General features: G+C 41.5%; 31 protein-coding genes. 22 read left to right on the forward strand and 9 right to left on the reverse strand.

Annotation, left to right across the window (positions count from 1 at the left end; all coding sequences use genetic code 11):
* The first annotated feature begins 44 nt into the window (after positions 1-44).
* The 3 genes from typA to FOF60_RS07990 are packed head-to-tail and all read left to right on the forward strand — an operon-like array spanning position 45 to position 2519.
* Positions 45-1880, forward strand: coding sequence for a translational GTPase TypA (gene typA / locus FOF60_RS07980; protein ID WP_192470214.1), 1836 nt, complete (start codon positions 45-47; stop codon positions 1878-1880).
* Between the two features lie 19 nt (positions 1881-1899).
* Positions 1900-2214, forward strand: a complete 315-nt coding sequence (locus tag FOF60_RS07985) for a YlaH-like family protein (protein ID WP_192470215.1) — start codon at positions 1900-1902, stop codon at positions 2212-2214.
* 11 nt (positions 2215-2225) lie between these two features.
* The gene (locus tag FOF60_RS07990) at positions 2226-2519 is read left to right on the forward strand and encodes a hypothetical protein (protein WP_192470216.1); all 294 of its coding nucleotides are present in this window, start codon (positions 2226-2228) and stop codon (positions 2517-2519) included.
* A gap of 420 nt (positions 2520-2939) precedes the next feature.
* Here the strand turns inward: FOF60_RS07990 and FOF60_RS07995 are convergent, their stop codons facing one another.
* Positions 2940-3140 (reverse strand): YlaI family protein, encoded by a 201-nt coding sequence (locus FOF60_RS07995; RefSeq protein WP_192470217.1) that lies wholly within the window; start codon positions 3138-3140, stop codon positions 2940-2942.
* A gap of 156 nt (positions 3141-3296) precedes the next feature.
* Here FOF60_RS07995 and FOF60_RS08000 point away from each other — a divergent pair, with 156 nt between their 5' ends.
* On the forward strand, positions 3297-3752 hold the full coding sequence (locus FOF60_RS08000; RefSeq protein ID WP_192470218.1) for a pyridoxamine 5'-phosphate oxidase family protein: 456 nt from the start codon (positions 3297-3299) through the stop codon (positions 3750-3752).
* Between the two features lie 18 nt (positions 3753-3770).
* Here the strand turns inward: FOF60_RS08000 and FOF60_RS08005 are convergent, their stop codons facing one another.
* The gene (locus FOF60_RS08005; protein ID WP_413632838.1) at positions 3771-4355 is read right to left on the reverse strand and encodes a YhcN/YlaJ family sporulation lipoprotein; all 585 of its coding nucleotides are present in this window, start codon (positions 4353-4355) and stop codon (positions 3771-3773) included.
* A 319-nt stretch (positions 4356-4674) separates the two neighbouring features.
* Between FOF60_RS08005 and FOF60_RS08010 the strand changes: the two genes are divergently transcribed.
* Positions 4675-6015 (forward strand): PhoH family protein, encoded by a 1341-nt coding sequence (locus FOF60_RS08010; protein ID WP_192470219.1) that lies wholly within the window; start codon positions 4675-4677, stop codon positions 6013-6015.
* Positions 6016-6093: 78 nt separating this feature from the next.
* On the opposite strand, the gene FOF60_RS08015 is transcribed toward FOF60_RS08010, so the two are convergent.
* A complete protein-coding gene (locus tag FOF60_RS08015; protein WP_192470220.1) occupies positions 6094-6594 on the reverse strand; it encodes a peptidyl-prolyl cis-trans isomerase in 501 nt (166 codons plus the stop codon).
* Between the two features lie 189 nt (positions 6595-6783).
* Here FOF60_RS08015 and FOF60_RS08020 point away from each other — a divergent pair, with 189 nt between their 5' ends.
* Together FOF60_RS08020 and FOF60_RS08025 are read left to right on the forward strand one after the other, a co-directional pair.
* Positions 6784-7065: an Fpa/YlaN family protein gene (locus FOF60_RS08020; protein ID WP_192470221.1), complete on the forward strand. Its 282-nt coding sequence runs from the start codon at positions 6784-6786 to the stop codon at positions 7063-7065.
* A gap of 236 nt (positions 7066-7301) precedes the next feature.
* A complete protein-coding gene (locus FOF60_RS08025; protein WP_192470222.1) occupies positions 7302-8501 on the forward strand; it encodes an FtsW/RodA/SpoVE family cell cycle protein in 1200 nt (399 codons plus the stop codon).
* 41 nt (positions 8502-8542) lie between these two features.
* Here FOF60_RS08025 and FOF60_RS08030 read toward each other — a convergent pair whose 3' ends face one another.
* Entirely contained in the window at positions 8543-9499 is a 957-nt protein-coding gene (locus tag FOF60_RS08030; RefSeq protein ID WP_192470223.1) for a COX15/CtaA family protein, read from the reverse strand.
* A 618-nt stretch (positions 9500-10117) separates the two neighbouring features.
* On the opposite strand from FOF60_RS08030, the gene cyoE reads away from it, so the two are divergent.
* The 8 genes from cyoE (at position 10118) to eis (ending at position 18067) form a co-directional block, all read left to right on the forward strand.
* Positions 10118-11044, forward strand: a complete 927-nt coding sequence (gene cyoE / locus FOF60_RS08035) for a heme o synthase (protein ID WP_192470224.1) — start codon at positions 10118-10120, stop codon at positions 11042-11044.
* 102 nt (positions 11045-11146) lie between these two features.
* The gene (gene coxB, locus FOF60_RS08040; protein ID WP_192470225.1) at positions 11147-12220 is read left to right on the forward strand and encodes a cytochrome c oxidase subunit II; all 1074 of its coding nucleotides are present in this window, start codon (positions 11147-11149) and stop codon (positions 12218-12220) included.
* Positions 12221-12251: 31 nt separating this feature from the next.
* Positions 12252-14123: a cytochrome c oxidase subunit I gene (gene ctaD, locus FOF60_RS08045; RefSeq protein ID WP_192470226.1), complete on the forward strand. Its 1872-nt coding sequence runs from the start codon at positions 12252-12254 to the stop codon at positions 14121-14123.
* Entirely contained in the window at positions 14123-14752 is a 630-nt protein-coding gene (locus tag FOF60_RS08050; RefSeq protein WP_192470227.1) for a cytochrome (ubi)quinol oxidase subunit III, read from the forward strand. The genes ctaD and FOF60_RS08050 overlap by 1 nt, the downstream gene beginning before the upstream one ends.
* Before the next feature lie 4 nt (positions 14753-14756).
* On the forward strand, positions 14757-15092 hold the full coding sequence (gene ctaF, locus FOF60_RS08055; RefSeq protein WP_192470228.1) for a cytochrome c oxidase subunit IVB: 336 nt from the start codon (positions 14757-14759) through the stop codon (positions 15090-15092).
* 150 nt (positions 15093-15242) lie between these two features.
* Positions 15243-16154 carry a cytochrome c oxidase assembly factor CtaG gene (gene ctaG / locus FOF60_RS08060; protein WP_192470229.1) on the forward strand — a complete coding sequence of 304 codons (912 nt, stop codon included), beginning with the start codon at positions 15243-15245 and terminating at the stop codon, positions 16152-16154.
* Between the two features lie 165 nt (positions 16155-16319).
* Positions 16320-16784, forward strand: coding sequence for a DUF420 domain-containing protein (locus FOF60_RS08065; RefSeq protein ID WP_192470230.1), 465 nt, complete (start codon positions 16320-16322; stop codon positions 16782-16784).
* 104 nt (positions 16785-16888) lie between these two features.
* Positions 16889-18067, forward strand: a complete 1179-nt coding sequence (gene eis / locus FOF60_RS08070) for a GNAT family N-acetyltransferase (RefSeq protein ID WP_192470231.1) — start codon at positions 16889-16891, stop codon at positions 18065-18067.
* 54 nt (positions 18068-18121) lie between these two features.
* Here eis and ytvI read toward each other — a convergent pair whose 3' ends face one another.
* Positions 18122-19180 (reverse strand): sporulation integral membrane protein YtvI, encoded by a 1059-nt coding sequence (ytvI, locus tag FOF60_RS08075; protein WP_192470232.1) that lies wholly within the window; start codon positions 19178-19180, stop codon positions 18122-18124.
* Between the two features lie 275 nt (positions 19181-19455).
* Between ytvI and FOF60_RS08080 the strand changes: the two genes are divergently transcribed.
* Complete coding sequence (locus FOF60_RS08080; protein ID WP_192470233.1) at positions 19456-19812, forward strand: Asp23/Gls24 family envelope stress response protein; 357 nt, start codon at positions 19456-19458, stop codon at positions 19810-19812.
* Between the two features lie 16 nt (positions 19813-19828).
* Here FOF60_RS08080 and FOF60_RS08085 read toward each other — a convergent pair whose 3' ends face one another.
* Positions 19829-20188 carry a YugN family protein gene (locus FOF60_RS08085; protein ID WP_192470234.1) on the reverse strand — a complete coding sequence of 120 codons (360 nt, stop codon included), beginning with the start codon at positions 20186-20188 and terminating at the stop codon, positions 19829-19831.
* Positions 20189-20431: 243 nt separating this feature from the next.
* Between FOF60_RS08085 and FOF60_RS08090 the strand changes: the two genes are divergently transcribed.
* Positions 20432-20860 carry a CBS domain-containing protein gene (locus FOF60_RS08090; protein WP_192470235.1) on the forward strand — a complete coding sequence of 143 codons (429 nt, stop codon included), beginning with the start codon at positions 20432-20434 and terminating at the stop codon, positions 20858-20860.
* A 375-nt stretch (positions 20861-21235) separates the two neighbouring features.
* Positions 21236-22252: a CAP domain-containing protein gene (locus tag FOF60_RS08095; protein WP_225649858.1), complete on the forward strand. Its 1017-nt coding sequence runs from the start codon at positions 21236-21238 to the stop codon at positions 22250-22252.
* Positions 22253-22307: 55 nt separating this feature from the next.
* On the opposite strand, the gene FOF60_RS08100 is transcribed toward FOF60_RS08095, so the two are convergent.
* Together FOF60_RS08100 and FOF60_RS08105 are read right to left on the reverse strand one after the other, a co-directional pair.
* Complete coding sequence (locus FOF60_RS08100) at positions 22308-22673, reverse strand: hypothetical protein (RefSeq protein ID WP_192470236.1); 366 nt, start codon at positions 22671-22673, stop codon at positions 22308-22310.
* An 11-nt stretch (positions 22674-22684) separates the two neighbouring features.
* A complete protein-coding gene (locus FOF60_RS08105; protein WP_192470237.1) occupies positions 22685-23176 on the reverse strand; it encodes a PaaI family thioesterase in 492 nt (163 codons plus the stop codon).
* A gap of 285 nt (positions 23177-23461) precedes the next feature.
* Here FOF60_RS08105 and FOF60_RS08110 point away from each other — a divergent pair, with 285 nt between their 5' ends.
* The 4 genes from FOF60_RS08110 to FOF60_RS08125 all read left to right on the forward strand — a co-directional run bounded on the left by FOF60_RS08110 (position 23462) and on the right by FOF60_RS08125 (position 25133).
* A complete protein-coding gene (locus tag FOF60_RS08110) occupies positions 23462-23860 on the forward strand; it encodes a YlbD family protein (protein WP_192470238.1) in 399 nt (132 codons plus the stop codon).
* A gap of 14 nt (positions 23861-23874) precedes the next feature.
* Entirely contained in the window at positions 23875-24114 is a 240-nt protein-coding gene (locus tag FOF60_RS08115) for a YlbE-like family protein (RefSeq protein WP_192470239.1), read from the forward strand.
* A 121-nt stretch (positions 24115-24235) separates the two neighbouring features.
* On the forward strand, positions 24236-24703 hold the full coding sequence (locus tag FOF60_RS08120; RefSeq protein ID WP_192470386.1) for a YlbF/YmcA family competence regulator: 468 nt from the start codon (positions 24236-24238) through the stop codon (positions 24701-24703).
* A 154-nt stretch (positions 24704-24857) separates the two neighbouring features.
* Positions 24858-25133 (forward strand): YlbG family protein, encoded by a 276-nt coding sequence (locus tag FOF60_RS08125; protein WP_192470240.1) that lies wholly within the window; start codon positions 24858-24860, stop codon positions 25131-25133.
* 70 nt (positions 25134-25203) lie between these two features.
* Here the strand turns inward: FOF60_RS08125 and FOF60_RS08130 are convergent, their stop codons facing one another.
* On the reverse strand, positions 25204-25593 hold the full coding sequence (locus tag FOF60_RS08130; RefSeq protein WP_192470241.1) for a DUF7147 family protein: 390 nt from the start codon (positions 25591-25593) through the stop codon (positions 25204-25206).
* Positions 25594-25634: the final 41 nt, after the last annotated feature.

Below are 25634 nucleotides of genomic sequence, written 5' to 3' on the forward strand. Positions count from 1 at the left end.
AAAGCCAATAGATAAATTACGATATTAAAGGCAGGGTGACTTTTTTGAAATTAAGAGAAGATATTAGAAATATAGCGATCATTGCCCACGTTGACCACGGTAAAACGACATTGGTCGACCAGCTCCTCAAGCAATCAGGCACATTCCGTATTAATGAGCACGTTGAAGAGCGCGCAATGGATTCAAATGACTTGGAAAGAGAACGAGGAATTACGATCCTCGCGAAGAATACAGCTATTTCCTATAATGATACAAGAATTAACATTCTTGATACTCCTGGACACGCTGACTTTGGCGGCGAAGTTGAGCGTATCATGAAAATGGTTGACGGCGTATTGCTTGTTGTCGATGCATATGAAGGCTGCATGCCGCAAACACGCTTTGTCTTGAAGAAAGCACTTGAACAGCATTTAACACCTATCGTGGTAGTGAATAAGATTGACCGTGACTTTGCCCGTCCTTCTGAGGTCGTTGATGAAGTTCTTGACTTGTTCATCGAATTGGGTGCAGATGAGGATCAGCTTGAGTTCCCGGTTGTTTATGCATCTGCAATAAACGGAACAGCAAGCATGGACCCTGAAAAACAGGATGAAAACATGCAGGCATTGTACGAGTCCATCATTGACCATATCCCCGCTCCTGTTGATAACAGTGAAGAGCCTCTTCAATTCCAGGTGGCACTTCTTGACTACAATGACTATGTGGGAAGAATCGGAATCGGCCGTGTATTCCGCGGAACGATGAAGGTAGGCCAGCAGGTAGCACTTATGAAGCTGGACGGCTCTGTAAAACAATTCCGTGTAACAAAGATTTTTGGTTTCTTCGGGCTAAAGCGCCAGGAAATCCAGGAAGCACATGCTGGTGACCTAATTGCTTTATCCGGAATGGAAGATATTAATGTCGGTGAAACAGTATGTCCATTCGACCAGCAAGATCCGCTGCCGGTACTGCGCATTGATGAGCCAACCCTGCAAATGACGTTTCTTGTCAATAACAGCCCATTCGCAGGTCGTGAGGGTAAATACCTGACTGCAAGGAAAATCGAAGAAAGACTTCGTGCACAATTGCAAACTGACGTTAGTCTTAGAGTTGACAACACGGATTCTCCGGATGCCTGGATCGTTTCAGGACGTGGAGAACTTCACTTGTCAATCTTGATTGAAAACATGCGTCGCGAAGGTTATGAGCTTCAAGTTTCAAAGCCTGAAGTAATCGTAAGGGAAATTGACGGAGTGAGATGTGAACCAGTTGAACGCGTTCAAATCGATGTTCCTGAAGAACACACAGGGTCCATCATGGAGTCAATCGGTGCCCGTAAAGGCGAAATGCTTGATATGATCAATAATGGCAGCGGCCAGGTTCGCTTGATTTTCAACGTACCGGCACGTGGACTTATCGGGTACACAACAGAGTTTTTAACATTAACTCGCGGATATGGTATCATTAACCATACATTCGACAGCTACCAGCCAATGCTTCAGGGCCAGGTAGGCGGACGCCGCCAGGGTGTTCTGGTTTCAATGGAATCAGGAAAGGCATCTACTTATGGTATCATGCAGGTAGAAGACCGCGGAACGATCTTCGTTGAGCCCGGAACTGAAATTTATGAAGGCATGATTGTCGGCGAGCACACTCGTGAAAACGACATAACTGTAAATATCACGAAGGTAAAGGCAGCAACTAATATTCGTTCTGCAAATAAGGACCAGACTTCGGTCATCAAGAAGCCAAGAATTATGACACTTGAGGAATCTTTGGAATACTTGAACGATGATGAGTACTGCGAAGTTACACCAGAATCAATCAGACTCCGTAAAAAGATTCTTGATAAGAATGAGCGTGAAAGAATGGCGAAAAAGAAAAAATACGCTGAAGCTTAATTAAGTAGGGGGAAGAAGTATGGATGTAAGCCAGAGATTATCATTTTTTGCAGCATTATTCCGGGTAGATGAGAATCCGACGGTTGGTATGTGGATGCTTTACCTGACAATTGCCGCTCTCAGCATCCTTGTATATAAACTTGGATTTGCACAGAAGCTGCCATTGTTTAAAAGTATCATCATCTACGTGTTTCTATTGCTTGGCTCTACAGTCCTGACCTTCCTTGCTATTTTCCTTCCCATTACGGAAGGACTTGTGGTCGCTGCGCTTATTCTGATCATTTACAAGCTTAGGCTGCGCCAGCATAAAAAAGCAGAAGCGAATGTCAAATAGGAGTTGGGGAAATGAAATCACTCCAGGATGCAATTTATAATTGGCTGACCATTAAAATCGTCAGCGACGCTCGGCCAGAAGATACAGCTGCTCAAGAAACAACACAACTATTCGAACAAATTCTTGCCGATGAACATAATGTTGAATCAAAAGAATTAAAACGAGATGCATTAATGTATTATGTCACCGTTGTTCAGGAAGGCAACTCTAAAGAGTACCGTTTTCCGCGCGACCTGATCGAAGTCATGCTTGACCAGATCAGGCAGGAACCAGACAAATACGTCAACTATCCAGAAGAAGAATAGTGAAAATCCGCCCGGCTATGGGCGGATTTTTTTTGCTGTTATTTATTTCAAAACAAAATAAGGCAGGTTTAAGGCGCAAAGCAGGAAAGTTGTCAAAAAAGCTATAGTTCAGAGGGGAAAGGCTAAGGGTGTCTATCGCCAAGAGCGAATCCCTTATAGAGGAGGAAAGGCTTGCATAAGGGTGTCTATCGCCAAGAACGGAACCCTTATAGAGGAGGAAAGGCTCACAAAAGGGTGTCTATCGCCAAGAACGGAATCGTTATAGAGGATGAAAAGGGTGCATAAGGGTATGATTCGCTAAGAATTGTATCCTTAGGTGGATTCAGACTAGTTTGAGAGGGGATCCCAAGTGTTGTCTGAATCCGTCCTGGAGCCCGCCATAAACTTTTTCAGGAGGGCAAATAATCAAATCGGTGGATATCACCAATCATCCTTCTTAACGCGGGAGCGGTATAACCTGAAATTACCGGTGGCGATTCGATTGTTCGTTTTTTCGGCAATTCGTTCATTGCATGGTTCACACATATATGTATGGATCGGCCTGTTCCTGAGCCGCTTCGCCTCAAGGGTATCGCTGTTAATATTCTCGATTTTGTCGCAAAGTACGCATTTGACTCTCATTCTTACACCTCTTATCAATAATTATCATACATAGCCTGGTTAAGATTGGATTATATTATAGTATATCATTGTTTCCAGACTGAACAGGGAAAATCATTTGATTTGCCCTGCCTAAAGAATTCGTAGTACTATTATGATAGTGTAAGGAGGGTGAATATGGCAAATCAAGTGGAACCTAAATTAATCAAACCGTTGTTTGATGAATTGCAAAAAGAGCGTTTTGTCACCTTGGCGACAGTGGACCATGAAACTAGCGGCCCGAATGTAAGTGCGATTTCATGGGTGCTGGCAAAAGATGAGGAAACTGTTTATTTTGCGGTGGATAACCGTTCTAGAATCATCGAGAATATCAAGAGCAATGACAAAGCAGTAATCAACCTGATCGCAAATGAATCTACATATTCAATCAGCGGGACAGCAAGCGTCAAGCAGGAAAAGCTTGAAGGTGTACCTTTGAAGCTAGCGTTAGTCGAAATCAAAATCACCGAAGTAAGGGACGTTATGTTCTATGGATCAAAAATCGTCGCTGAACCTCAATATGACAAGACCTATGATAAAGACGCTGCGGCACGCCTTGATAATCAGGTAATGGATGCAATGAGAAAAGCTTAGTCGATGACTAAGCTTTTTTTATTTATGGTAGTTAGATTGTTGTTCTTGTTCCTTTTCCAATTGTTTTTTCTCACCATCGTCCAGTTTCTTCTTAGGGTCCTCTGTCGGGCTTTTAGTCTGCGGCTCAATCATATCGGCTGGAACTTCTGGCATAACTCTTCCGGTTATGTCAGAAAGCTCGTTCATAATACCCTGGATAGGCTGTCCGTTTTGGATATCCTCTGATATCTCCCTTAATCTCGCTGTGATATCTGGGTCCGCAACAACGACTGCCCTGGCACCGTGCGGATCTTTCTTTAATGCTTCCGCCACTGTATATTTAACAGTATCTACCTCTGACCTCTCCATCCTATCCTTAACGTCTATCCCCACTATCGCATAGCGTCCGACTACTACAGCAGCGGCATCGTCCACATTCGGGATGTGAGTGGTTAAGCTCACCAGATGGCGGGATATCTCCTGGCCTGATTGGCGGTCAACATCTTCTATTGCACTATTCTGGACCTTGACCTTATGATCTTCGTCAGCTTTGTTGGCGTTGTTCTGTCCGTTGCATGCAGTCAATAGCAGCACAAACAAAATGGCAGCAACCAATCTCATCATAATGAACCCCTCCGATTATTTATTCATAAAAAGTCCTTATCACTCAACTGGGAATTAAAATGAGGAAGACAGTTTCCTAGCCAGTATTCCCTGAAATTTTCTTGTGGTTTTTCCCTCAACCTTCCTATTTGATATAGCCTCGAAGCGGGAATACAGCAGGTAACTAAGTTTCCAACAGAACCTGTAAAAAAGAAATGCTCAAAGGTTATTGTGCAAAATATCTTCTATCTTTATTCAAAAAGTCATATATTTTACCAAAGTCCCGGCCAAGGCTGCCAAGTTGGCCAAAGTCGAGATCAATAAGGCGGGAGGCATCAATTTGAGTAAAATATACGTACTGGATACAAACGTCTTACTACAGGATCCGCACGCGATTTTTTCTTTTCAAGACAATGAAGTTGTCATACCTGCTGTAGTTCTGGAGGAAGTGGATTCAAAGAAAAGATATATGGATGAGATAGGGCGCAACGCACGCCAGGTTTCAAGGCTCATAGACGGCATGAGGGAAACAGGTAAGCTGCATGAAAAAATTAACCTCGAGGGCGGTGGAACGCTTCGAATTGAGCTGAACCACCGTTCTTTCCATCAACTGCAGGAAATCTTCGTTGAAAAAACAAATGACAATCGAATACTGGCAGTAGCTAAAAACCTGAGTCTTGAAGAGGAAACGAAGGAAGATGGACGTCCGGTAATCCTTGTTAGTAAGGACGCACTTGTACGTGTCAAAGCAGATGCCATCGGGCTGATCGCTGAAGACTTTTTAAGTGACAGGGTTGTGGAAATTAACCATCTGTATTCGGGCTATGCAGAAGTGTACTTGGAAATAGAAGAGCTCAATCGCTTTTATGAAAAAGGAGAACTGAATATCTCTGATTTAAAGGGGCAAAACTTTTTTTACCCAAATCAGTTTGTGATTATGAAAGATATTCTCGGCAGTTCAGCTTCCGCAATAGGCATGGTCGATACCAAAGGTAAAAAAGTGAAAAAACTTATTTTTGAACATGAGGGTAAACACATATGGGGAATCAAGCCAAGAAATGTCCAGCAGATCATGGCGGTGGAACTGCTTTTACGGCAAGACATGCCTCTGATCACTTTGACAGGGAGGGCAGGCACAGGGAAAACCTTGCTAGCATTGGCATCAGGCCTTCTGCAGACCGAGGACTTGGGCATATTTAAAAAACTGCTTGTAGCAAGGCCGATTGTGCCAGTAGGAAAGGATTTAGGGTTCTTGCCTGGTGAAAAACAGGAAAAGCTCAGACCATGGATACAGCCCATTTATGATAACCTTGAATTCCTTTTCAATACAAAAAAACCTGGAGAGCTTGATGCCATACTGGCAGGAATGGGTTCAATCGAGGTAGAGGCATTAACGTATATAAGGGGCAGGAGCATACCGGATCAATTCATCATTATTGATGAAGCACAAAACCTGACAAAGCATGAAGTGAAGACCATCCTGACAAGGGTTGGGGAGCGCAGTAAAATTGTCTTGATGGGTGACCCTGACCAAATTGACCATCCATACCTGGACGCTTATAATAATGGGCTGACGTATGTGGTGGAAAAATTCAAGGACCAGCAGATTGCCGGTCACGTCCGGCTCGTTAAAGGAGAAAGATCACCTCTTGCCCAGCTCGCAGCCGATCTGTTGAATTGATATTATGTACTTGTTATTCGGGAAGAGGCCATAATAAAACGGGCATCCACATGATGCCCGTTGGCAGTGCCTTATAGCTTATTCAACTATGAATCCCGTAACATTTTTGATTGGGTTCTCTTTATTGGAGCCATCCTTGTAATAGACATGCAGTGGTCCGTCTTCCTTTAATGGTTTGCCGTCTTTGGAAAATCCGAGGATGATACCAGAAGCTTCTTCGAGGGAAAGAGCTATCCGGTCATTATCGCCGTATTCGATCACAACCGTCGCAGCATTCTGATCTGGTTCGGCATTAACAAGAAATGGCTTGAAGGGAATGCCGAAAGTGCCTGTCAGGACTTTTTCCTTTTCGAACTTAACTTCTGTTTTCAGTGTTGGCGGGTAAACGGCACCCTCCATAATTTCACGATCCCAATGCTTCGAGACAGATTTCGTATACTCCTCAAGGGTATCGTCGGTTTTATGTTCTTCGTTGAAATATGTATTCAAATCTACTTTGCGATCGTCGAAAATCCAGACACCTGGATCCAAAGTGATCTTGTATTTGACTCTTCCTCCAATAGGGATGATTGTCTCCATAATTTCCTCCTGCAATTTTACATATATTATTTATTCAGTATAACGATATTTTGACAAGTTGTCATTTCAACTCCTCTATAGCGGGCTCACCATTAAATTCTGCATCCCTAATATTCTTGCTTTTTTGTCCACTTAAGGGTAAAATTTAAAGATAGGATTGGGTAATCGCTCGGAAACGGGGGGATCAAGTTGGCGTCTGATATGATAATCAACCATCAGGAAAAAGCCCATGCCTTATTAAAGGCTGACGCTGATAAAATTTTAAAGCTGATCAAAGTGCAAATGGATAACCTGACAATGCCTCAATGCCCTCTTTATGAAGAGGTTTTAGATACGCAAATGTTTGGATTATCGAGAGAGATAGATTTTGCAGTAAGACTCGGCTTAATCGAAGAATCAGATGGGAAAGTAATTCTCGAACAATTGGAAAAAGAGCTTTCCATATTGCATGAAGCTTCGTTAAAAAAATAAAATCCTAAAAACTCAAACAGTCCTAAAAGATTGTTTGAGTTTTTTTGTTAAGACTTTGCGGATGTTGCCACTTTATATAAGTTTTCATGTTTTTCCTGTTTAGGTGTTTTCTCGTAAATTGCATTACACTTCAATGACAATATATTAAGAATTCCATAACTTTTCCTTTAACAAAGGCAGGATATTTCAACTTATAGTAGAATAGATTAAACAACTTAGAAGATGGGGAAGAGACGATGTTAAAAAAAATACTGAAATCCTATGACTATTCATTGATCATTGTTGTAGCGCTCTTGAGCTTGTTTGGCCTTGTGATGGTTTATAGTGCCAGCATGGTCACCTGGCACGGAGTAGACAGCGATTTCTTTTATGACAAACAAAAATTCAATTTGGTAACAGCTCTGTTTGTATTTATTTTAGCGGCCTTATTTCCCTACAAAGCAATGAGAAGCACCAGAATCTTACTTCCTATGGTGATCGTGACTCTATCAGGCTTACTCATCCTGTTCGTGGTAGGTAAAGTAGCTGGTAATGCCCTTAGCTGGATAGAGGTTGGAGCCAGGAGCATCCAGCCATCTGAGCTTGCTAAATTAAGTGTCATTATCTATCTATCAGCTGTGTATGCAAATAAACAATCATATATTAATGAATTCAATAAAGGTGTGCTCCCGCCTCTGCTATTTCTTGTCATGGTGTTTTTCCTTATCGCTGTTCAGCCAGACTTCGGGACAGCAGGCATAATTATGCTGATTGCAGCAGCGATCATCATGTCTTCAGGCATGAACTTTAAAAATATCTTGAAGCTGGTAATGATTGTAATGATATTGTTGGTACCTGTTTCGCTAATACTAAAAGATGAAGTATTCTCGGAGAGGCGCCTGGAGCGCCTTACCTCTTATAGCAACCCTTTCAATGATGAACAAAAATCAGGATATCAATTGGCTAATGCCTATTATGCAATTGGTTCAGGCGGCCTGACAGGACTTGGGTTGGGACAAAGTAATCAAAAGCTTGGGTATTTGCCTGAAGCACACACGGATTTCATCATCGCAGTCATCTCCGAGGAGTTGGGAATCTTTGGTGTAGGCTTTGTATTGCTGAGCCTGGCCTTCATCGTTCTGAAAGGAATTCATATCGGGCTTAAGTGCAAGGATCCCTTTGGCAGTTTGCTTGCAATTGGGATTGCCAGCATGATTGGGATTCAGTCATTCGTTAATCTTGGGGGAGCTTCAGGGGTCATTCCGCTGACTGGAGTGCCGCTGCCATTTGTAAGCTATGGAGGTTCTTCCTTGCTGCAGCTCGCAATAGCGATGGGTATTTTGGTGAATGTTTCGATGTTTGTTAAATATGAAGAGAAGTATAAAAAGGACAAGACAGCCCAGCCTAAACCTGCAAAAGCTGCAGTAAACCAAAATTCGTATAGGTTCAGGTCGTAGTCCTTGATAAAATAAAAAGCTGCAGCATACGCTGCAGCTTTTTATTTTATCGTTGCCGGAGAAAGTTCAACGGGTTTAGGGTTTTCGACTCTGGCGGCATTCTTCTTGCTCCTGGAAACTAATAGGATAAAGTAGCTGAATACTCCGAACAGAACAGAGATGAAGAAAGCGTGTCCCAGGGCGATGTACAAGTTCAGCCTTGTGTAGATAATCAAAGCGCCGGCAATAACCTGGAGTGACACAAGAATCATGGAAATGATCCATCCCCAGTACAATACTCTTTCATGTTTGTAATGTTTGACGGCAATGTAGGTCACATATGCAATCCAAATAAAAACGAATCCAGCCGCAGCTCTGTGTCCCATCTGTACCCACTCATAAATATTGGTAGGGAGGAAGGATCCGCCATTCGTACACATTGGCCAGTCCTTACATACAAGGCTTGCATTCATATGTCTTACAAGGGCTCCGGTATAAACGACGATATAGCTGTAAACAGCAAGGCCGATTATATGGAACCTCATCCGTTTATCGATTATCAGCTTTTCAGCCTGAAACTTTTGATCGACTTCAAAAATAAGCATCGTCAATAAAAGTACAGCAGCAAATGAAATCAGCGAAATTCCGAAGTGAAGGGCCAGGACAAAATCAGATTGTCCCCATACCACAGCGGCTGCGCCGATCAATGCCTGAAGTACAAGGAAGAAAAAAGATAAAACTGCTAAAAACTTCGTTTCGCGTATGTGCCCAATAGCCTTCCAAGTCCAAATGGACAAAATAAGCACCATAATGCCTACGCTGCCCGACACTAATCTGTGGGCAAGTTCAATTACCAATTCCGGAGTTATATTAGTAGGAACGAATTCTCCGTTACAAAGGGGCCAGGATTTGCCACACCCCATTCCGGATTCAGTTTTGGTAACCAAAGCTCCTCCGAGCAAAACAAAAAGCATCCCAATTGTGGTTAAAACAGCCAGCCACTTAAGGGAACGATTCATGATCATCACCTGCTTATTCATAGTTCGATAAGTTGTCAAATAATTAACTTGACATGTATAATAGAAGAAGCTTGTAAAAAAAGAAAAAATTCTACCCCTATAATAACGAATTTTGACGAAAAAGGATAGAAAACAATACTTAAGATACTACACAATAATAGTTAATATTTCAATACTTACTATTATAGATGGACAACAAACCGTTTTATCGGTAAAATGCACATGGCAATAACAAAATGCTATAAATTATGGAATTACATACCAGCTATTTTACAGACATGAAAATATTATCCAAGAATATGTATATTCGAAAAAAAGAAGCTCTTCAAACAATCTAGTAAGAACAAGTTGAAATTCCTTGCAATAAAAATGAACTTTATGGATAATGGCGGTAAGACACAAATTAGTCAAATTTTGTTCAAAAAAAATTCACAAAAAAGTTGTGAAGTGTGATTTAATATACAACGTAGGCTTTATTTTTCTACACAAACATTTAACAGCCTTAACACGTTGAGAATAGTGAAAACTATCGGGAATATAAAGTACAAATACTCTTCTTTTTTTTGTAAAAATTTCCTCTCCGGAATTTTGAAGGAAAAGGGATGAAGGAGGATATGGATGTCTAATTCAAAAGCTTTATCAGAAGCTGTATTAGAGAACGGACAGCCTGCAGTCGTGGAGAAGACAATGATGAAAGACTTTCTTGCACTCATTAAAGTAGGAATTGTGAATTCCAATGCCATGACCACTTTTACTGGATTATGGCTTGCTTTACATTTTAGCGGGGCACGGTTCCTGGATAATATTGATTTGATTCTTGCGACCTTGATCGGTTCTTCGCTGATTGTCGCTGGTTCATGCAGCCTGAATAACTACATCGACCGGGATATAGACCATTTAATGGAACGGACGAAAGACAGGCCGACCGTCACAGGAAGAGTCCAGCCTGGAAAAGTGGCGTTGATGAGCTTCCTTTTGATTGGGATTGGCACCGCGTTATTGCTTACGACTACTGTCACGGCTGCTGTAATCGGTCTTTTCGGAGTTTTTAGTTATGTTGTTCTGTATACATTGTGGTCAAAACGGCAATATGTTTCTAATACAATTGTCGGCAGCATATCTGGAGCAGTTCCTCCCCTTATCGGATGGGCTGCAGTGGATGCTAACCTGGATATAATGGCATGGATGCTTTTTGCCATTGTGTTTGTTTGGCAGCCGCCTCATTTCTACGCTCTTGCAATGAGAAGAGTAGAGGAATACCGTGCAGCTGGTATTCCGATGCTGCCTGTCGTAAAGGGTTTTAAAGCGACGAAAAAGTCGATCTATATATGGATTACCGCTTTGTTGCCGCTGCCTTTCTTCCTTCAGGAGCTTGGCATATCATTCATGATTCTGGCAACAATCCTGAATATTGGATGGCTTGTATTGGGAATCTACCTTGAAAAGCTTAAAGATGATATGAAATGGGCAAAACTGATGTTTGTATATTCTTTACAATACTTAACTGTCATGTTTGTCGCTATGGTAATTGTCACACTTATCTAACCTTTGTTAGGAGATTCACTCTTTGTTGAGAGAGGATTTTTCCATATATTTTTTTCAACCAAATTTATAAGATTTTTTACGAAAGAGGGGTTTAATTAAGCTATGAAGATGCTTGCTAAATGGCGTCTGCTGTCATTGTTCACATTGATGGCACTAGTCTTGTCCGGCTGTGGTGAGCCATACCTGTCTACCTTAAGACCTGCAGGTGAAGTTGCTCAATCTCAGTATGAACTTATGTTGTTGAGCACGGCGATTATGGTGGGAGTAATTGCTGTCGTCACAATCATTTTTATTTATGTCATTATGAAGTTCCGCAGGAAGAATGACAACGAAATTCCGAAGCAGGTCGAGGGAAGCCACAAGTTGGAGATCCTTTGGACTGTTATTCCGATCTTATTGCTTCTAATTCTTGCTGTTCCTACAGTTGCAGCAACGTTTAAGTTGGCGGATGTTTCCCCAATGGAAAAGAAAAACGCTGAAGGAAAGACTGATGCGCTTGTAGTTAACGTGCGCGCGAATCTTTACTGGTGGGAATTTGAGTATCCAAATGAAGAGATCATCACTAGCCAGGAGCTAGTAGTCCCTACTGATGAAAAGGTTTACTTTAATCTTAAGGCTTCTGATGTAAAGCACTCTTTCTGGATTCCTTCTGTTGGAGGAAAGATGGATACAAATACTGATAACATCAATAAATTCTGGCTTGAGTTTGACAGTAAAGGTGCTGACGAAGCTGGCGGACTTTTCTACGGAAAATGTGCTGAGCTCTGCGGTCCTTCACACGCATTGATGGATTTCAAAGTAAAAGCTTTGCCAGGTGATGAATTCGATCAGTGGGTGGCAGATATGCAAGGAGTTAAAGAACCTGCTCAGGCAGAAACTGCGACTGCTCAGCAAGGACAGGAAATCTTCAATAACAGCTGTATCGGATGCCACGCCGTAACTCCGGCAAACACGGCTCCAGAAGCAGCTCGTGTGGGTCCTAACTTGACAAACTTCGGCGATCGTTCACGCGTTGCTGGTGTCTTGGATATGTCAGAAGAAAATATCAAGAAATGGTTGGAAGACCCAGAAGCATACAAGCCAGCAAACAAGATGACTGGCAAGTATCCTGAGCTTTCTACTGAAGAACTTGATGCATTAACAGAATATCTGATGGGCTTGAAAGTCCAGAAATAAAAGGGGATTTGTTTGAAAGGGAGGTAAAACTGTGAGTACCTATGCTCAGAAAAAGGGATTCGGCGCAACTTTGTGGGACTACCTGACAACGGTTGACCATAAGAAAATCGCGATCCTTTATCTTATCGCTGGCGGATTCTTCTTCATCCTTGGCGGACTTGAAGCTCTATTCATCCGTATCCAGCTCGCTGTACCTAATAATGATTTTGTAAGCGCAGGTTTTTATAATGAAATCCTGACGATGCACGGAACAACCATGATTTTCCTTGCAGCGATGCCGCTGGTGTTCGCATTTATGAATGCTGTCATGCCACTCCAAATTGGTGCGCGTGACGTTGCGTTCCCATTCTTGAACTCTTTAGGATTTTGGTTATTCTTCTTTGGTGGAGTATTCCTTAACCTTTCATGGTTCCTTGGAGGAGCTCCAGATGCAGGTTGGACTTCATATGCTTCTCTTGCAATGGCGTCTGAAACGCATGGTATCGATTTTTATGCTTTAGGATTGCAGATTTCAGGTGCGGGTACACTAATCGGGGGGATTAACTTCCTTGTAACGATCATTAACATGCGTGCCCCGGGAATGACTTATATGAGAATGCCGATGTTCACTTGGGCAACATTTGTAACATCAGCTCTTATCCTATTTGCTTTCCCTCCACTGACTGTTGGTCTTTTCTTAATGATTTTTGACCGTATGTTTGGTTCTAATTTCTTTGATGTAACAAATGGTGGTAACACAATTATCTGGGAACACCTTTTCTGGATCTTTGGTCACCCGGAAGTTTATATCTTGATCTTGCCGGCTTTTGGTATTTTCTCAGAAATCTTTGCGATTTTCTCTAGAAAGCGTCTATTCGGTTACTCATCCATGGTATTCGCGACTGTATTAATCGGTTTCCTTGGATTCATGGTATGGGCTCACCATATGTTCACAACTGGTCTTGGACCGATCGCAAACGCGATTTTCGCAGTAGCGACAATGGCAATCGCCGTTCCTACAGGTATCAAGATTTTCAACTGGATGTTCACGATGTGGGGAGGAAGCATCAAGTTCACAACTCCGATGCTTTGGGCAATAGCCTTCATTCCTTCATTCGTTGCCGGTGGTGTAACTGGAGTCATGCTGGCATCAGCTGCAGCTGACTATCAGTACCATGACAGCTACTTCGTTGTCGCTCACTTCCACTATGTTATCGTTGGTGGTGTTGTATTCGCATTATTTGCAGGTGCACACCTGTACTGGCCAAAAATGTTCGGCACAATGCTGAACGAAACATTGGGTAAGGTTACGTTCTGGTTGTTCCTGATTGGTTTCCACCTGACGTTCTTCATCCAGCACTTCCTGGGATTGATGGGTATGCCACGCCGTATCTTCACATTCCTGCCTGGACAGGGACTTGAACTAGGAAACTTAATCAGTACAATTGGTGCCTTCTTTATGGCTGTAGCTGTTATTGTTTTATTGATTAACGTAATCATCACACAAGTTAAAAATGAAAAAGTTGGGAATGACCCATGGGGAGACGGCCGTACACTAGAGTGGGCGATTGCATCTCCGCCGCCATTCTACAACTTCAAGCAGCTTCCGCTTGTACGCGGACTTGATGCTTACTGGCTGGAGAAAATGGAAGGCAAGAAGGGCATGACTCCTGCAGAACCGCTTGGCGACATTCATATGCCGAATAACTCTTTCATTCCTTTCGTTATATCACTTGGTCTTTTCATCGCAGCATTTGGTGCAATGTACCGTGCTGAAACAAGCTGGGGACTATTAGTGCTGATCCTCGGCATGGCTGTAACATTAGGAGCCATGTTCGTACGTTCGATTAAAGATGATCATGGATTCCATATTCATAAAGAAGACTTAATGGACGATGATAATGATAAGGGGGCAAAGGCATAATGCAAGCTGAAGAAAAATTCACTTATGAAACATGGCCTGCGGAGCCTGAAAAAGCAACCCTCGAAGCAAAAAACAAGTTTTTGGGCTTCTGGTTCTTTCTTGGTGGAGAGACAGTATTGTTTGCGACTCTCTTCGCAACCTATCTTGCATTGAAAGATAAGGTTCCAAGTGCTGAACATGCACTTGCCAAGGATATCTTTGAAATACCACTTGCTTTTACGGCGACAATGCTTCTTTTAACAAGCTCTTTGACAAGTGTATATGCTATGTACCATATGAAGAATTTCAATTTTAAGAAGATGCAGCTATGGCTTGGATTTACAGTACTTCTAGGTGCTGCATTTCTGGGTCTTGAAATTTACGAGTTCTATCACTATGTTCATACCTTTGGACACACGTTTACAAGTAGTGCCTTCGGATCTGCATTTTATACGCTAGTCGGCTTCCACGGAGCTCACGTGGCATTTGGTTTATTGTGGATCATTACTCTGATGGTCCGCAACTCCAAGCGTGGATTGAACCTTTACAACGCTCCTAAGTTTTATGTGGCCAGTCTCTACTGGCACTTCATCGACGTTGTATGGGTATTCATCTTCACGGTTGTATATCTAATGGGAATGGTGGGATAAACTGATGTCTAATCAACAACCAAGTTCAGGGAACCCAAGAGTAGACGTGGAATATCGTCGCAGGAAGAGCGCCGAAGAGATGAGATACCAAATCGTTACATTTGCATTGATGATTTTCTTGACGATTGTTGCCTTTGTTGCAGTTGGATATGAAGGATTCTCAGGCTGGTTCACAGTTCCGTTCATCCTTCTGCTAGCTGTCATCCAGGTAATCTTCCAGCTCTACTATTTCATGCACATGAGCCATAAGGGGCACGAAGCACCTACTCTGTTCCTATATTCTGGCGTTGTTGTAGGAGCAGTAACAATTCTTGCTTTCACAACAATTATCTGGTGGTAATATGACTTAAAGAAAAAATCGGCTTTTAGCCGATTTTTTCTATGTAAGCGAGTATACTAACATTTAATGGCAGAGCCGTTTTATTGAAGTACCATACCTTTGGAAGTATAATGAAAGTAAAGTTCTTAGACAGGACGGGGTGAAATACAAATGCTTACTTTAGATATATTTGGATTCAGAGCATTATGGAGTCCAGTATATTTTCTGGTGATGGCAGCTCTATTAGTTGCTTATTATCTGGTTGTCTACAAGTACTATGATCGTTTCAAGGAAGGTGTACCTGCAACACGAAAGCAGGCTGTTTATTTTACATCGGCTATCATCGTGCTTTATATCATTAAAGGTTCGCCTGTCGATTTGATGGCACATATCACTTTTTACATGCACATGATCCAGATGGCTGTCCTATACCTTGTTGTTCCGCCTCTTTTGATTTTTGGCCTGCCTGACTGGTTTTGGAGATCATTCTTGTCGTTGCCGGCAATTGACCCGTTGTTCCGTTTTTTCACAAAGCCGCTTATTGCTTTGATCATGTTCAATGGAATATTCTCGATTTACCATATCCCGCTGATTTTTGATTTTGTAAAAACGGATATGTGGCTCCATGCTGGCTATACATCGGTGCTATTTATACTAGCGATGTTCATGTGGTGGCCGCTAGTCAATAAATTGGAAGAATATCAGACATTATCCGGCGTTAAGAAAATGGGCTATATATTTGCTGACGGTGTACTAATCACACCAGCTTGTGCTTTGATTATCTTTGCTGATACACCAATGTACGCAACTTTTTCCGATCCGAATGCATGGGGTGAGGCCTTGAAATTATGTGTTCCGCCTACGATGCTCTCGACACTGGATCTTAGTGGTCCGGAAACCTTCAGTTCTATTTCGCTCCTGCATGATCAGCAGCTTGGCGGAGTAATCATGAAGGTTATACAGGAAATAGTATATGGCATTTTCCTCGGATATGCGTTCTTCCAATGGTTCCGCCATGAGGAAGACAACCAGGCTGAACAGGATGCAATCAATCTTGCCAGCGCCCCTCAGCCGGTAAAATAAATTGAGTTGTAAAAGCTTCCTTAAAGGGAGCTTTTATTTTTTCTGATTTGTCTTTATTCTCCAAAAGAAAATTTATCAGTAATATGCATTCAAATATTGAAAAAAAGGGACAGGTCACCTACAATTAACCTTATGGAGAAATAATGAATTGAGAGGTAAACATATATGTCTAACTTACCGATCCTGCCCACGATCAGCACAACATTTATTGTTTTAAGTGCAATCACGGTGGCAATTGGCTGGGCCCAGATAAAACAAAGAAAAATTGATCAGCATCGCAAAACCATGACGCTGGCTGGAATATTCGCGATCATATTCTTTGTCATTTATGCTTCAAGGACAATCTTTATCGGAAATACTTCATTTGGGGGACCAGATGATATCAAGATTTATTACACTGTGTTTTTAATTTTCCATATTACACTTGCTACAGTTGGGGCGGTCCTTGGAATCATTTCACTTTACACAGGATATAAAAACAAATTAGAGCGTCACCGTAAACTTGGTCCTGTAACAAGTGTTATCTGGTTCTTTACTGGTATAACGGGCGTTGCCGTTTACCTGCTTCTTTATGTATTCTATAAAGGCGGAGAAACAACATCAGTCATCAAGGCCATACTTGGAACATAATAGACTCTAAAAACATTGCTTATAGCAATGTTTTTTTATTTTTAGAAGGTATTCCAGTCTTAACAGGCGAATCTATTAGATTGTAAAAAGGGGGTTGTATTTGTTTGGATATTAAGGTTCTATCTGAAGAACATTATCTGGAGTCAATGAATTTATCAATGTATGCTTTTCAATATCAAGTACCGGAAAGTGATATTCCTAAACGTTTGGAAACTCTAAAGAAACATCACTTGCTTGGGATATTTGAGGGAGAAGAGCTTGCGTCCAAATTGCATATTCTTTCTTTGAAGGTGAAAATTGGCCAGCTTGAATGGAAAATGGGGGGCATTGCAGGTGTTGCTACCTATCCAGAGCACAGGCGTAAAGGGCATGTAAACGCACTTATGAAAAGGGCGCTGGTGGATATGGATCAAGACGGGAATATAGTTTCCTTTCTGCATCCTTTCCAGATTGATTTCTATAGAAGGTTTGGGTGGGAGATCATTTCTGACAATAGGAAGATTACTATTGAGAAAATCAATCTAAAACCTGTAGAAAGACAGGAGGGAATAATTAAGCGGCATACAGAGAAAAGACACTCCATTGATATCGAGAGGGTGTATGATCGATATGCAGAAATGCATAGCGCAATGCTCGCAAGAGATTCGGAATGGTGGCGCACGAGTATATACGGCGAACAAACAGCTGCTGTTTATTATGATTTGAAAAAAGAAGCGGCAGGGTATCTGATATACGAGATTAAAGATAATGTCATGAAGGTTGAGGAATACGTCTCTTTAACCCATGAAGCAAGAAAAGGCTTGTGGAATTTCATTTGCCAGCATGATTCAATGGTAGAACGAGTAGAGATACTGACATCCATCCATGATCCTTTCCCGTATTTCTTGAAGGAGCCTAAGCTCAAGACAGAAGTTTATCCATATTTCATGGGCAGGATTGTGAATGCTGAAAAAGCATTATCAACATATCCCTTCAGCAACAGGAATGAAGGGGAGAATATCTTCATTCATCTGGATGACGCTGCTGCTCCATGGAATGCAGGCACATATATAATAGGGCAGGATGGGGTTAAATTTCACCCTGTCAAAGAGGGAGGAACCTGTGTAACAGCTCCCAAGCGCGGGCTGCACACGAACATCAATACACTGACAGCCATGTTATTCGGTTATAAACGTCCACTTGAATTATATGAATTGGAACTGCTCAAGGGAAACATAGATGAAGTAAAGGTGCTTGAGCAGATAATACCGGCATTCAAGCCATTCTTCTATGATTTTTTCTAAATCTATAGAAATACAATAAACCCCGGGTGCAAGCCACCCGGGGTTTTTCTGTCCTTAAATCTTGAATTTGAATTTAATGATTCCAGCTTCTTTGGCTGAATTGAAACCAATCAGGAGCAATGGTCCAATTACAAAGCCCATGAACCCGAAAAGCTTCAGTCCGAGATACATGGCAATCAGTGTAGATAGTGGGGAAAGGCCAATATGGCTGCCCATCACTTTAGGTTCTACCGTTCGCCTGATGATCAATAAAATGACAGCCAGTACAGCCAGCTGGGTTCCAAGGGCGATGTTGCCCGTTGCCAGGTGGAAGATTGACCATGGCGCCAATATGACGATTGAGCCAATTAGCGGGATGAAATCAATCAGCCAGATAATCGCTGACATGACAATTGCATATTCTGGAGTGATGAAAAGCAACCCAATTAGTGCAACGATAAAAATAATCACACTCACTAGAAATTGTGCTTTCAAGAATCCAAATACAACGTAAGAAAGTCGTGAAGTCATGAAATGGACCTTATCAGCAGTTCTCTCTGTCAAATGGCTGTACACACCTTGCCTTAAAGATGGCAGCTCCAGCAAGAAAAGAAACAGTGCAATCAAATAGACCAGGAAGCTGATCAGGAAATTCGGGATGTAGGTCAGCAATGCCTTCAAATTATCTATATTGATAAATGCAATCATGTCATTTTTGAGTTTATTGAGAAAGTCCTCAGCCCGGTTGCTGATTTCGGTTACCACTTCCCTTGGAAGGTCATTGGCAGCCTCAACAAAGCTATTTTCGGCCTTATACCAGGCATTTGTAATTTCATTTATATAAACTGGAGTATTATCAATCAGGTCAATTGCCTCGGTGACTGCCGTCGTAGTCAGGAAATAGCCTGAAACCATGATGAGCAATACGAACAGGAGGAAAATTGTCAAGACTGCAAGGTGCCGCCCTCTTTTGAATCTTTTCTGGAAGTAAACTACCGCAGGCTCGAGAAAAAGAGCGGTGATCAAAGCAGCAATCAACGGGATGGATACCGGCAGGATAATGTAAAGAATTGCTGCAACTACGATGGTGATTAATGCAATAATGATCGTTCGTTTAGTGAAAATACCGGACAAGTGAAGCTCCTTTCTATACTCCTGAAGAGTATATACCTCTAAAAAGCATTGTATTGAGGGCACTTAAGCAAAAAGCGTAAAAAACCTTAACAATTAAATTATAGTACGCATTTAATATAAGAAACAACAAAAATCAGCTTTCATCCATGTGTTTTTGTAAACTTTGTTGAATTTTAGCAATTGAGTACACTCAGATGAACGATAGAAAGGTATCCCATCTCTATCTCTCCCGATGTAAATCAAGTTTCGCAACCTTAACAGCGAGGGGTGAGGAAATGAAGGAGTCAAGTAAAACCATGCCTCCGCAATATAGAGAGGTATGCCGTGCAGTCTGTGCGATTGTGCATGCCAATATAAATGAAAACCACTTTTTTTACCAGTCGAAATTAAAAAACAGGATTTCCCGCTTACGAAGAAATTCCTTTGCTGATAATGGAGTAATTGTTGAACTAGACCAGGGTAACGTGAAAATAAAAGTCTACGTTGACACTGTGGTAGGGAATTACTCAATCCTTTACACTGCAATGGAGCTCCAGAAGAATATTGAAGAGGAGGTTGTGCTGCTGACTTCTATCTTGCCGAAGAAGATTGATGTCTCCATAATGGGACTGAATATAAAAAAGGCGCAATAATTGCGCCTTTTTTATGTTAAATTGCAAACTTTTCTACTTCAGATTTCACATCGTTTAAAAGCTTTTCGCACTGGCTGACAAGTGCTTTTGGGAATTGCTCACCTTCACCATATTCAACGCCATGCGGATAGTAATGTTTTCCCAGCAAAGGAGTCATTAACTTAATGATCGCTTTGTGTGAGCCGATATCACCTTCATGAGCATAGCCTTGGACACGCAAATAAAATGTTCCTTCTTTGACTACAATCTTTTTGTCATAGGTTACTCTCTCATAGTCCCATTGTCCTTCACGTACCAGACCGTGCTCTAACATAACCTCATCAAGTCGGTTCAAGTCCGCCTTCAGGTTTTCAATACCTGTATTTTCGAATTTCATCCTTTTCCCTCCTAAAAACACACTGCAGTAATATCGCCTAAAATAGATTATATCTCAAATTTAATAATAGTAAAAATATGCTTAAGTTGCAATGAATATAAAAGCGAATTTCTGCTTTCTTCTTCTGCTTATGAACCAGGAAGCAGAGAAATAAGAATTATGTAATTGAGGGCATAATTAGCATCATACGGGCTAACCTAACAGTGAGTAGGCTAAGCTTTGATTCATAAGGAGGAAAAGATAGTGCGTAAAATCCGTGATATCATGACTAGCGATGTTGAAACCTGTACTTTGTTGGACAATGTATTCGAAGTGGCAGTTAAAATGAAGGAATGGAATGTTGGTTCCATCCCAATTGTGGACGAGGATAAGCTTGTAGGTATGATTACCGACCGGGACATTGTCATTAGAGGAATAGCAGAAAAACATCCGCCGTCATCAAAGGTTGAAAGTGTCATGAGTGACCATCTCGTTACAGCGACACCTGATATGTCCACTAAAGAAGCAACTAAACTGATGGCGGATCATCAAATAAGAAGGCTGCCGGTAGTTGAAGGTGAAAAACTAGTAGGAATCGTAGCGTTAGGAGACTTTGCCGTAAACGAACTGACAGACGAACAAGCCCAGCACGCCCTATCAGAAATTTCAGAGCCAGGAAACCATATGCAATAGACTAAGGCACTCATATTGGGTGCCTTTTACCATCATTTCACCGGTAATTGTCCACTTATATTCCGTAAGGGTGTTGTTTGATTTTACATCGGGAAAGCGATATGTTAAAAGTAGGATAACCAGAGATATTGAAAGCAGTAGTGTCAATCGTGTTACAGTTCAATAATTTTTTTATGTCCCATAGAACACTTCTATTAAAACGAACACTATAAATGATATAATAATTTCAAAAATCACTCATATAGTGATAGAGAGATCATAGTGTCTTTTGACTCACATTCGTGTATCTGGCACAGTCAAAAAGGGGGGATCTACCTGAGAACTATTGCAAGGATATTAGTTTTTGCCGCAATTTTTTTACTTATTGGATTATACATGGGATATAACAAGGAAGATAATGAGGAAATGGTAATCGAAGAGAAATCCACTCCTAAAGTAGATGAATCCCTTAAAAAGGATATCAATGAACAAAGTATCAGCGAAGGTATTGAGCAGCCTTCACAAGGTGTTGGTTCCTTGTTGGGGAAGGATATTGACTCTCTTAAGGCGGCCTTAGGTGAACCTACAAGAGTTGACCTTTCAGCGTATGGCTTCCACTGGTGGATCTTTAACAATGATCCTGAAGAATATATCCAGGCTGGTGTCTTGAATGATAAGGTTGTGACGGCTTACGGCATTGGTCCTTCGGTAAATGTGCAGCCATTTAAAATTGGCCAGCCGATTGAAGAAATTTTCTCTATGAATGTCATTGAACCTGATGTAACATTTGAATATAATGGAAGCTCCTATAAGTTCGAGCTGTCCGAGCAGGATATGAACACTCGTCCCATTATAAAAATGGGGGAATACTTTGTTCAGCTCTATATCGATAAGTTCACTAGTTCTGTTTCGAGCATCCGTTATATGGATAAGGAAACAATCGTCAAACAGCGTCCATATGAAATGGTCTACAGAGGAACGCTGATCGAACCGCCTGTATTGTCGGAAGGGGATTGGATCAGGATTGAAGCCGGTCTCGAAAAACAAATCCTGGACATTACAAATGCGATCAGATCTAGGCATGAGCTTCAAACACTTGAATGGGATGAAAGAACAGCAGAAGTTGCCTATGCCCATAGCAAGGATATGGCCATTGAGGACTATTTTTCACATGAATCTGAAAAACACGGGGATTTATCTGAAAGGCTAAAAGCAGCAGAGATCTTGTATCAATTGGCTGGGGAAAACATTGCAGCTAACTATACAGATGGACCAGCGGTTGTTGAAGGCTGGCTGAATAGTGAATCCCACCGTGAGGCATTATTGAACGAAGAATTCACGCATCTTGGTGTTGGCGTATACCAAAGGCATTATACCCAGAACTTCTTGAAAACATGGGAAGAACCACAGTAATTGCTATTTTACATTCATTCATTAAGTATAGCGAAGGAGCATGACCCAAAAGAGGTCATGCTCCTTCCTTTTGCTTGATGGCCCTGTTGATTGAAAAGAAACCTTGTTTCCAGCTGCCGTAAAGATGTACCAAATCCCCCTCATGGAATAGAGGTGGAACTGCGCCTTTTCTCAATGGCGTCACTTTTTTAACGGTTAATTCCTTTATTCCTGTGTTGATTTTTAAAAGTGTTATATGATTAAACCGATGATAATAGAAACGCTCTTTATATGAATTGACTTCGATGATTCTTCCGCTTACGATCGCTTCTTCAGGAATATTTTCAAGTTCGATCCATTCCTGGAAATTCGCCTGCATTTCTTTCTTCGTCAGCCAGTAAAAATAGGCCAGGACAATCGGAATCGCAATTGCTGTAACCATTATTGATCACCTTATTTATGCTGTTTTTTTACAACAAAGAAGCTGCCTGATGAATGCGCGATTTTTTTCCCATCGGATCTGAAAACATCGGCTTCAAGGACGACAGTGCTTCTTCCTTTATGAATCAGCGTAGCTTTACAATGGAGGTTGTCACCGATACCTGGCGCAAGGTAATGGATGTTAATTTGAGATGTGACAGCGGCGTAACCTTCTGGCAGCAGCTTATTGGCAAGTGTGCCCATCGCTGTGTCTAGTACCGTGGCAGTAAAACCGCCATGTACTATGCCAAGGGTATTATCGAGCACATTTGTAATCGGAATATCAATTTCGCAAGTTTCATGATCGAGTCTTCTGTCCATATGCAGAAGGCCGTCGATATACGTACTGTTTTTCCCGCTTAGTTTATTTTTAACTCCGGCCAGCACCGTTCTGAGAGCTTCAAGTTCCTGCTCGCCCGATAACGAGATGCATTCGTCTAGAAGCTTTTTCAATTCTTTTTCCACTATATTTTTACCTCTTTCTTTATGGCCCTGTTACTTAAATTTCGAATGAAAATCATTATTTTAAAAAAGCCATTTTCTAATCTGTGTATTATTTTAACACTTTAAAAAAGTTAGATGAAGTTTTTAAGTAGTGGGCGACAATAAAGCAGGTATTAAAATTGCCAGGAAAGCACGAATAACCAGAAGGTTTCTCTTAGAACAACAATTTCTCATTGAGGTCCTTCACCAATACCGTTGAGTTTCATATGCTATTATAGGCATTTGTTACACTGTGAGGTGAAAGCTATGGCCAAAAAGAAACTGCATCCCTCTGTAGAAAAGTTCAAGGAATTTGTAAAAACCCACCCAGAGCTCGTGCAGGAGGTCAGGAAGGGAAATACAACCTGGCAGGAAATGTATGAAGATTGGTACCTGCTCGGTGATGATGATCCAAAATGGAACAAAAGCATGAATGAAAAGGACGAAAAAAGCGAAGAAAAGGAAAAGAAGACGGATTGGTTAGGGACGATAATGGGTGCTGTGAAAAATATGGACCCAGAGCAGGTGCAAGGACAAATTCATAATATAAGCCAGGCGCTCGGTGCGATTCAGGGGGTGCTTTCCCAGTTTCAGGGCAGTAAAGGCGGCCAGCAGCCATCTAAAGGCTCGGGGCCTGCACATCCTTTTTCCTTTAGGCAGGATTAGAATGGAGGCTGAAAATGCGTAAAGATGTTATGGAGCAATTACGATCGAATAAAGAATTGATCGAGTTTGTCCGATCCCAGCCACACTGGTACAGGAAGCTGAGCAGAGATCCACGGGATATTTATTCTGCAGAGATCGCTGCACTGCACCATTTTGAAAAAACAATCCCGCATAAGGTTCAAAAATTCTCCAACAATGTCCAGATGGCCTCAATGATGATGCATATGTTCTCAAGCATGAATTCCCAATCATGACAAAGCTTTCTTCTGAATGAGGAAAGCTTTGATTATTTTAGAAAGTAAATTAAGCAGGCATATGACGGCTTTCAGTTGGCCGGTCCGGAAAGTTTCGCTTTTCTGGCAGTTTCATGGTAAAATGAGGTTCGGAGGTGAGCCAGCATTGCTTGCTGTTACATCAGAAAGAGTTTTATTGTTGGAAGAAGCTGAACAGTTAGTCAGCATGATTTTACAATCTGATATTGCCGAGAATTATCGGGAATGTTTATATAATGTTAAAAACAATCCTGAGACACAGAAGAAGGTCCGTAAATTTGTGGACATGAAGGAACGTTATGAAGAGGTTCAGCGTTTCGGAAAGTACCATCCTGACTATAAGGAAGTCATGGGCCAGATCAGGATTGTGAAAAGAGAGCTGGACATGGATGAGGTAATAGCCGAATTCAAGAAAGCGGAAAATGACCTGCAAAGTCTGCTTGATGAAGTTAGCGTGATCATCGGCCGATCCGTTTCGGAGAGCGTGAAAGTTCCTACCGGGAATCCATTCTTCGAAAGCTCTTGCGGAGGCGGCTGCGGCAGCGGAGGAAGTTGCGGGTGCTCTGCGTAAATCGTTGCCAAAAGCATGGATTATCCATGCTTTTTTCTTATAATTAAGCTTCGTTTGCCCTCAATAGTTGGGTAAAAAGGATTGATTATTGAAAAAACTGGTTTTTATATGCTAGACTAGTACAAAGCAAACGTTTACCAAAGGGGAAAAGAATATGATAGGACAGAGGCAGGGAATCATCGTCTGGCTGTATTCATTAAAACAGGCCAAGATGCTCAGAAGATTTGGCAATGTTCATTTTGTCTCGAAAAAATTGAAATATGCAGTTATATATTGCAATTTGGAAGAGGCAGAGTCGCTGATGGAAAAAATCAATTCATATTCGTTTGTTAAAAAGGTGGAACCTTCCTATAAACCATTCTTAAAGATGGAATTCGAAAACTCTTCCCCTGATAAAGCAAAAGAATATGATTATAAGATGGGAATTTAGAACCGTACTTATAGAGCAAATGATTAACAGTAAAAGGTGAGGGGGAGCCCCTCACCTTTTTATTTTGATTTTATTGTAAAGGCGGAATATAGTGGTTTAGCCTTAAAATGCCAATAAGGTGCTGATAGTACAACTCTTTTTCGGCAAACATCGTCGATGGCTTGGCATCAAATTCAATGATGGTTTTGACAAGTTCAGCAGCCATTTCTGCAAACATGTCAAAGCGTTTGTTTTTAAGGACATGGGGGTTTGGGATACCTTCCCTGCAGACATATAGTGCCTGGAATTTCCCAGGGTCGGTTGGCTTTAGCACAACGACAAGGGAACTTACATCTTTTTCGTTTATTTTTGTATGGATCGCCATCAAATGCATCAATCTATGCTGGTTTGCCCTGGCAGTTTCTATTAATTCGTAAAGATCAGAATATCCTTCACCAAGCTCAATAAAACGCTGAATCAATCTAAATTACCCCTTCCAACTTATCATTCCATCATACTTTA

Origin of the sequence: Mesobacillus jeotgali (assembly GCF_014856545.2) — a bacterium.
GTDB lineage: Bacteria > Bacillota > Bacilli > Bacillales > Cytobacillaceae > Mesobacillus.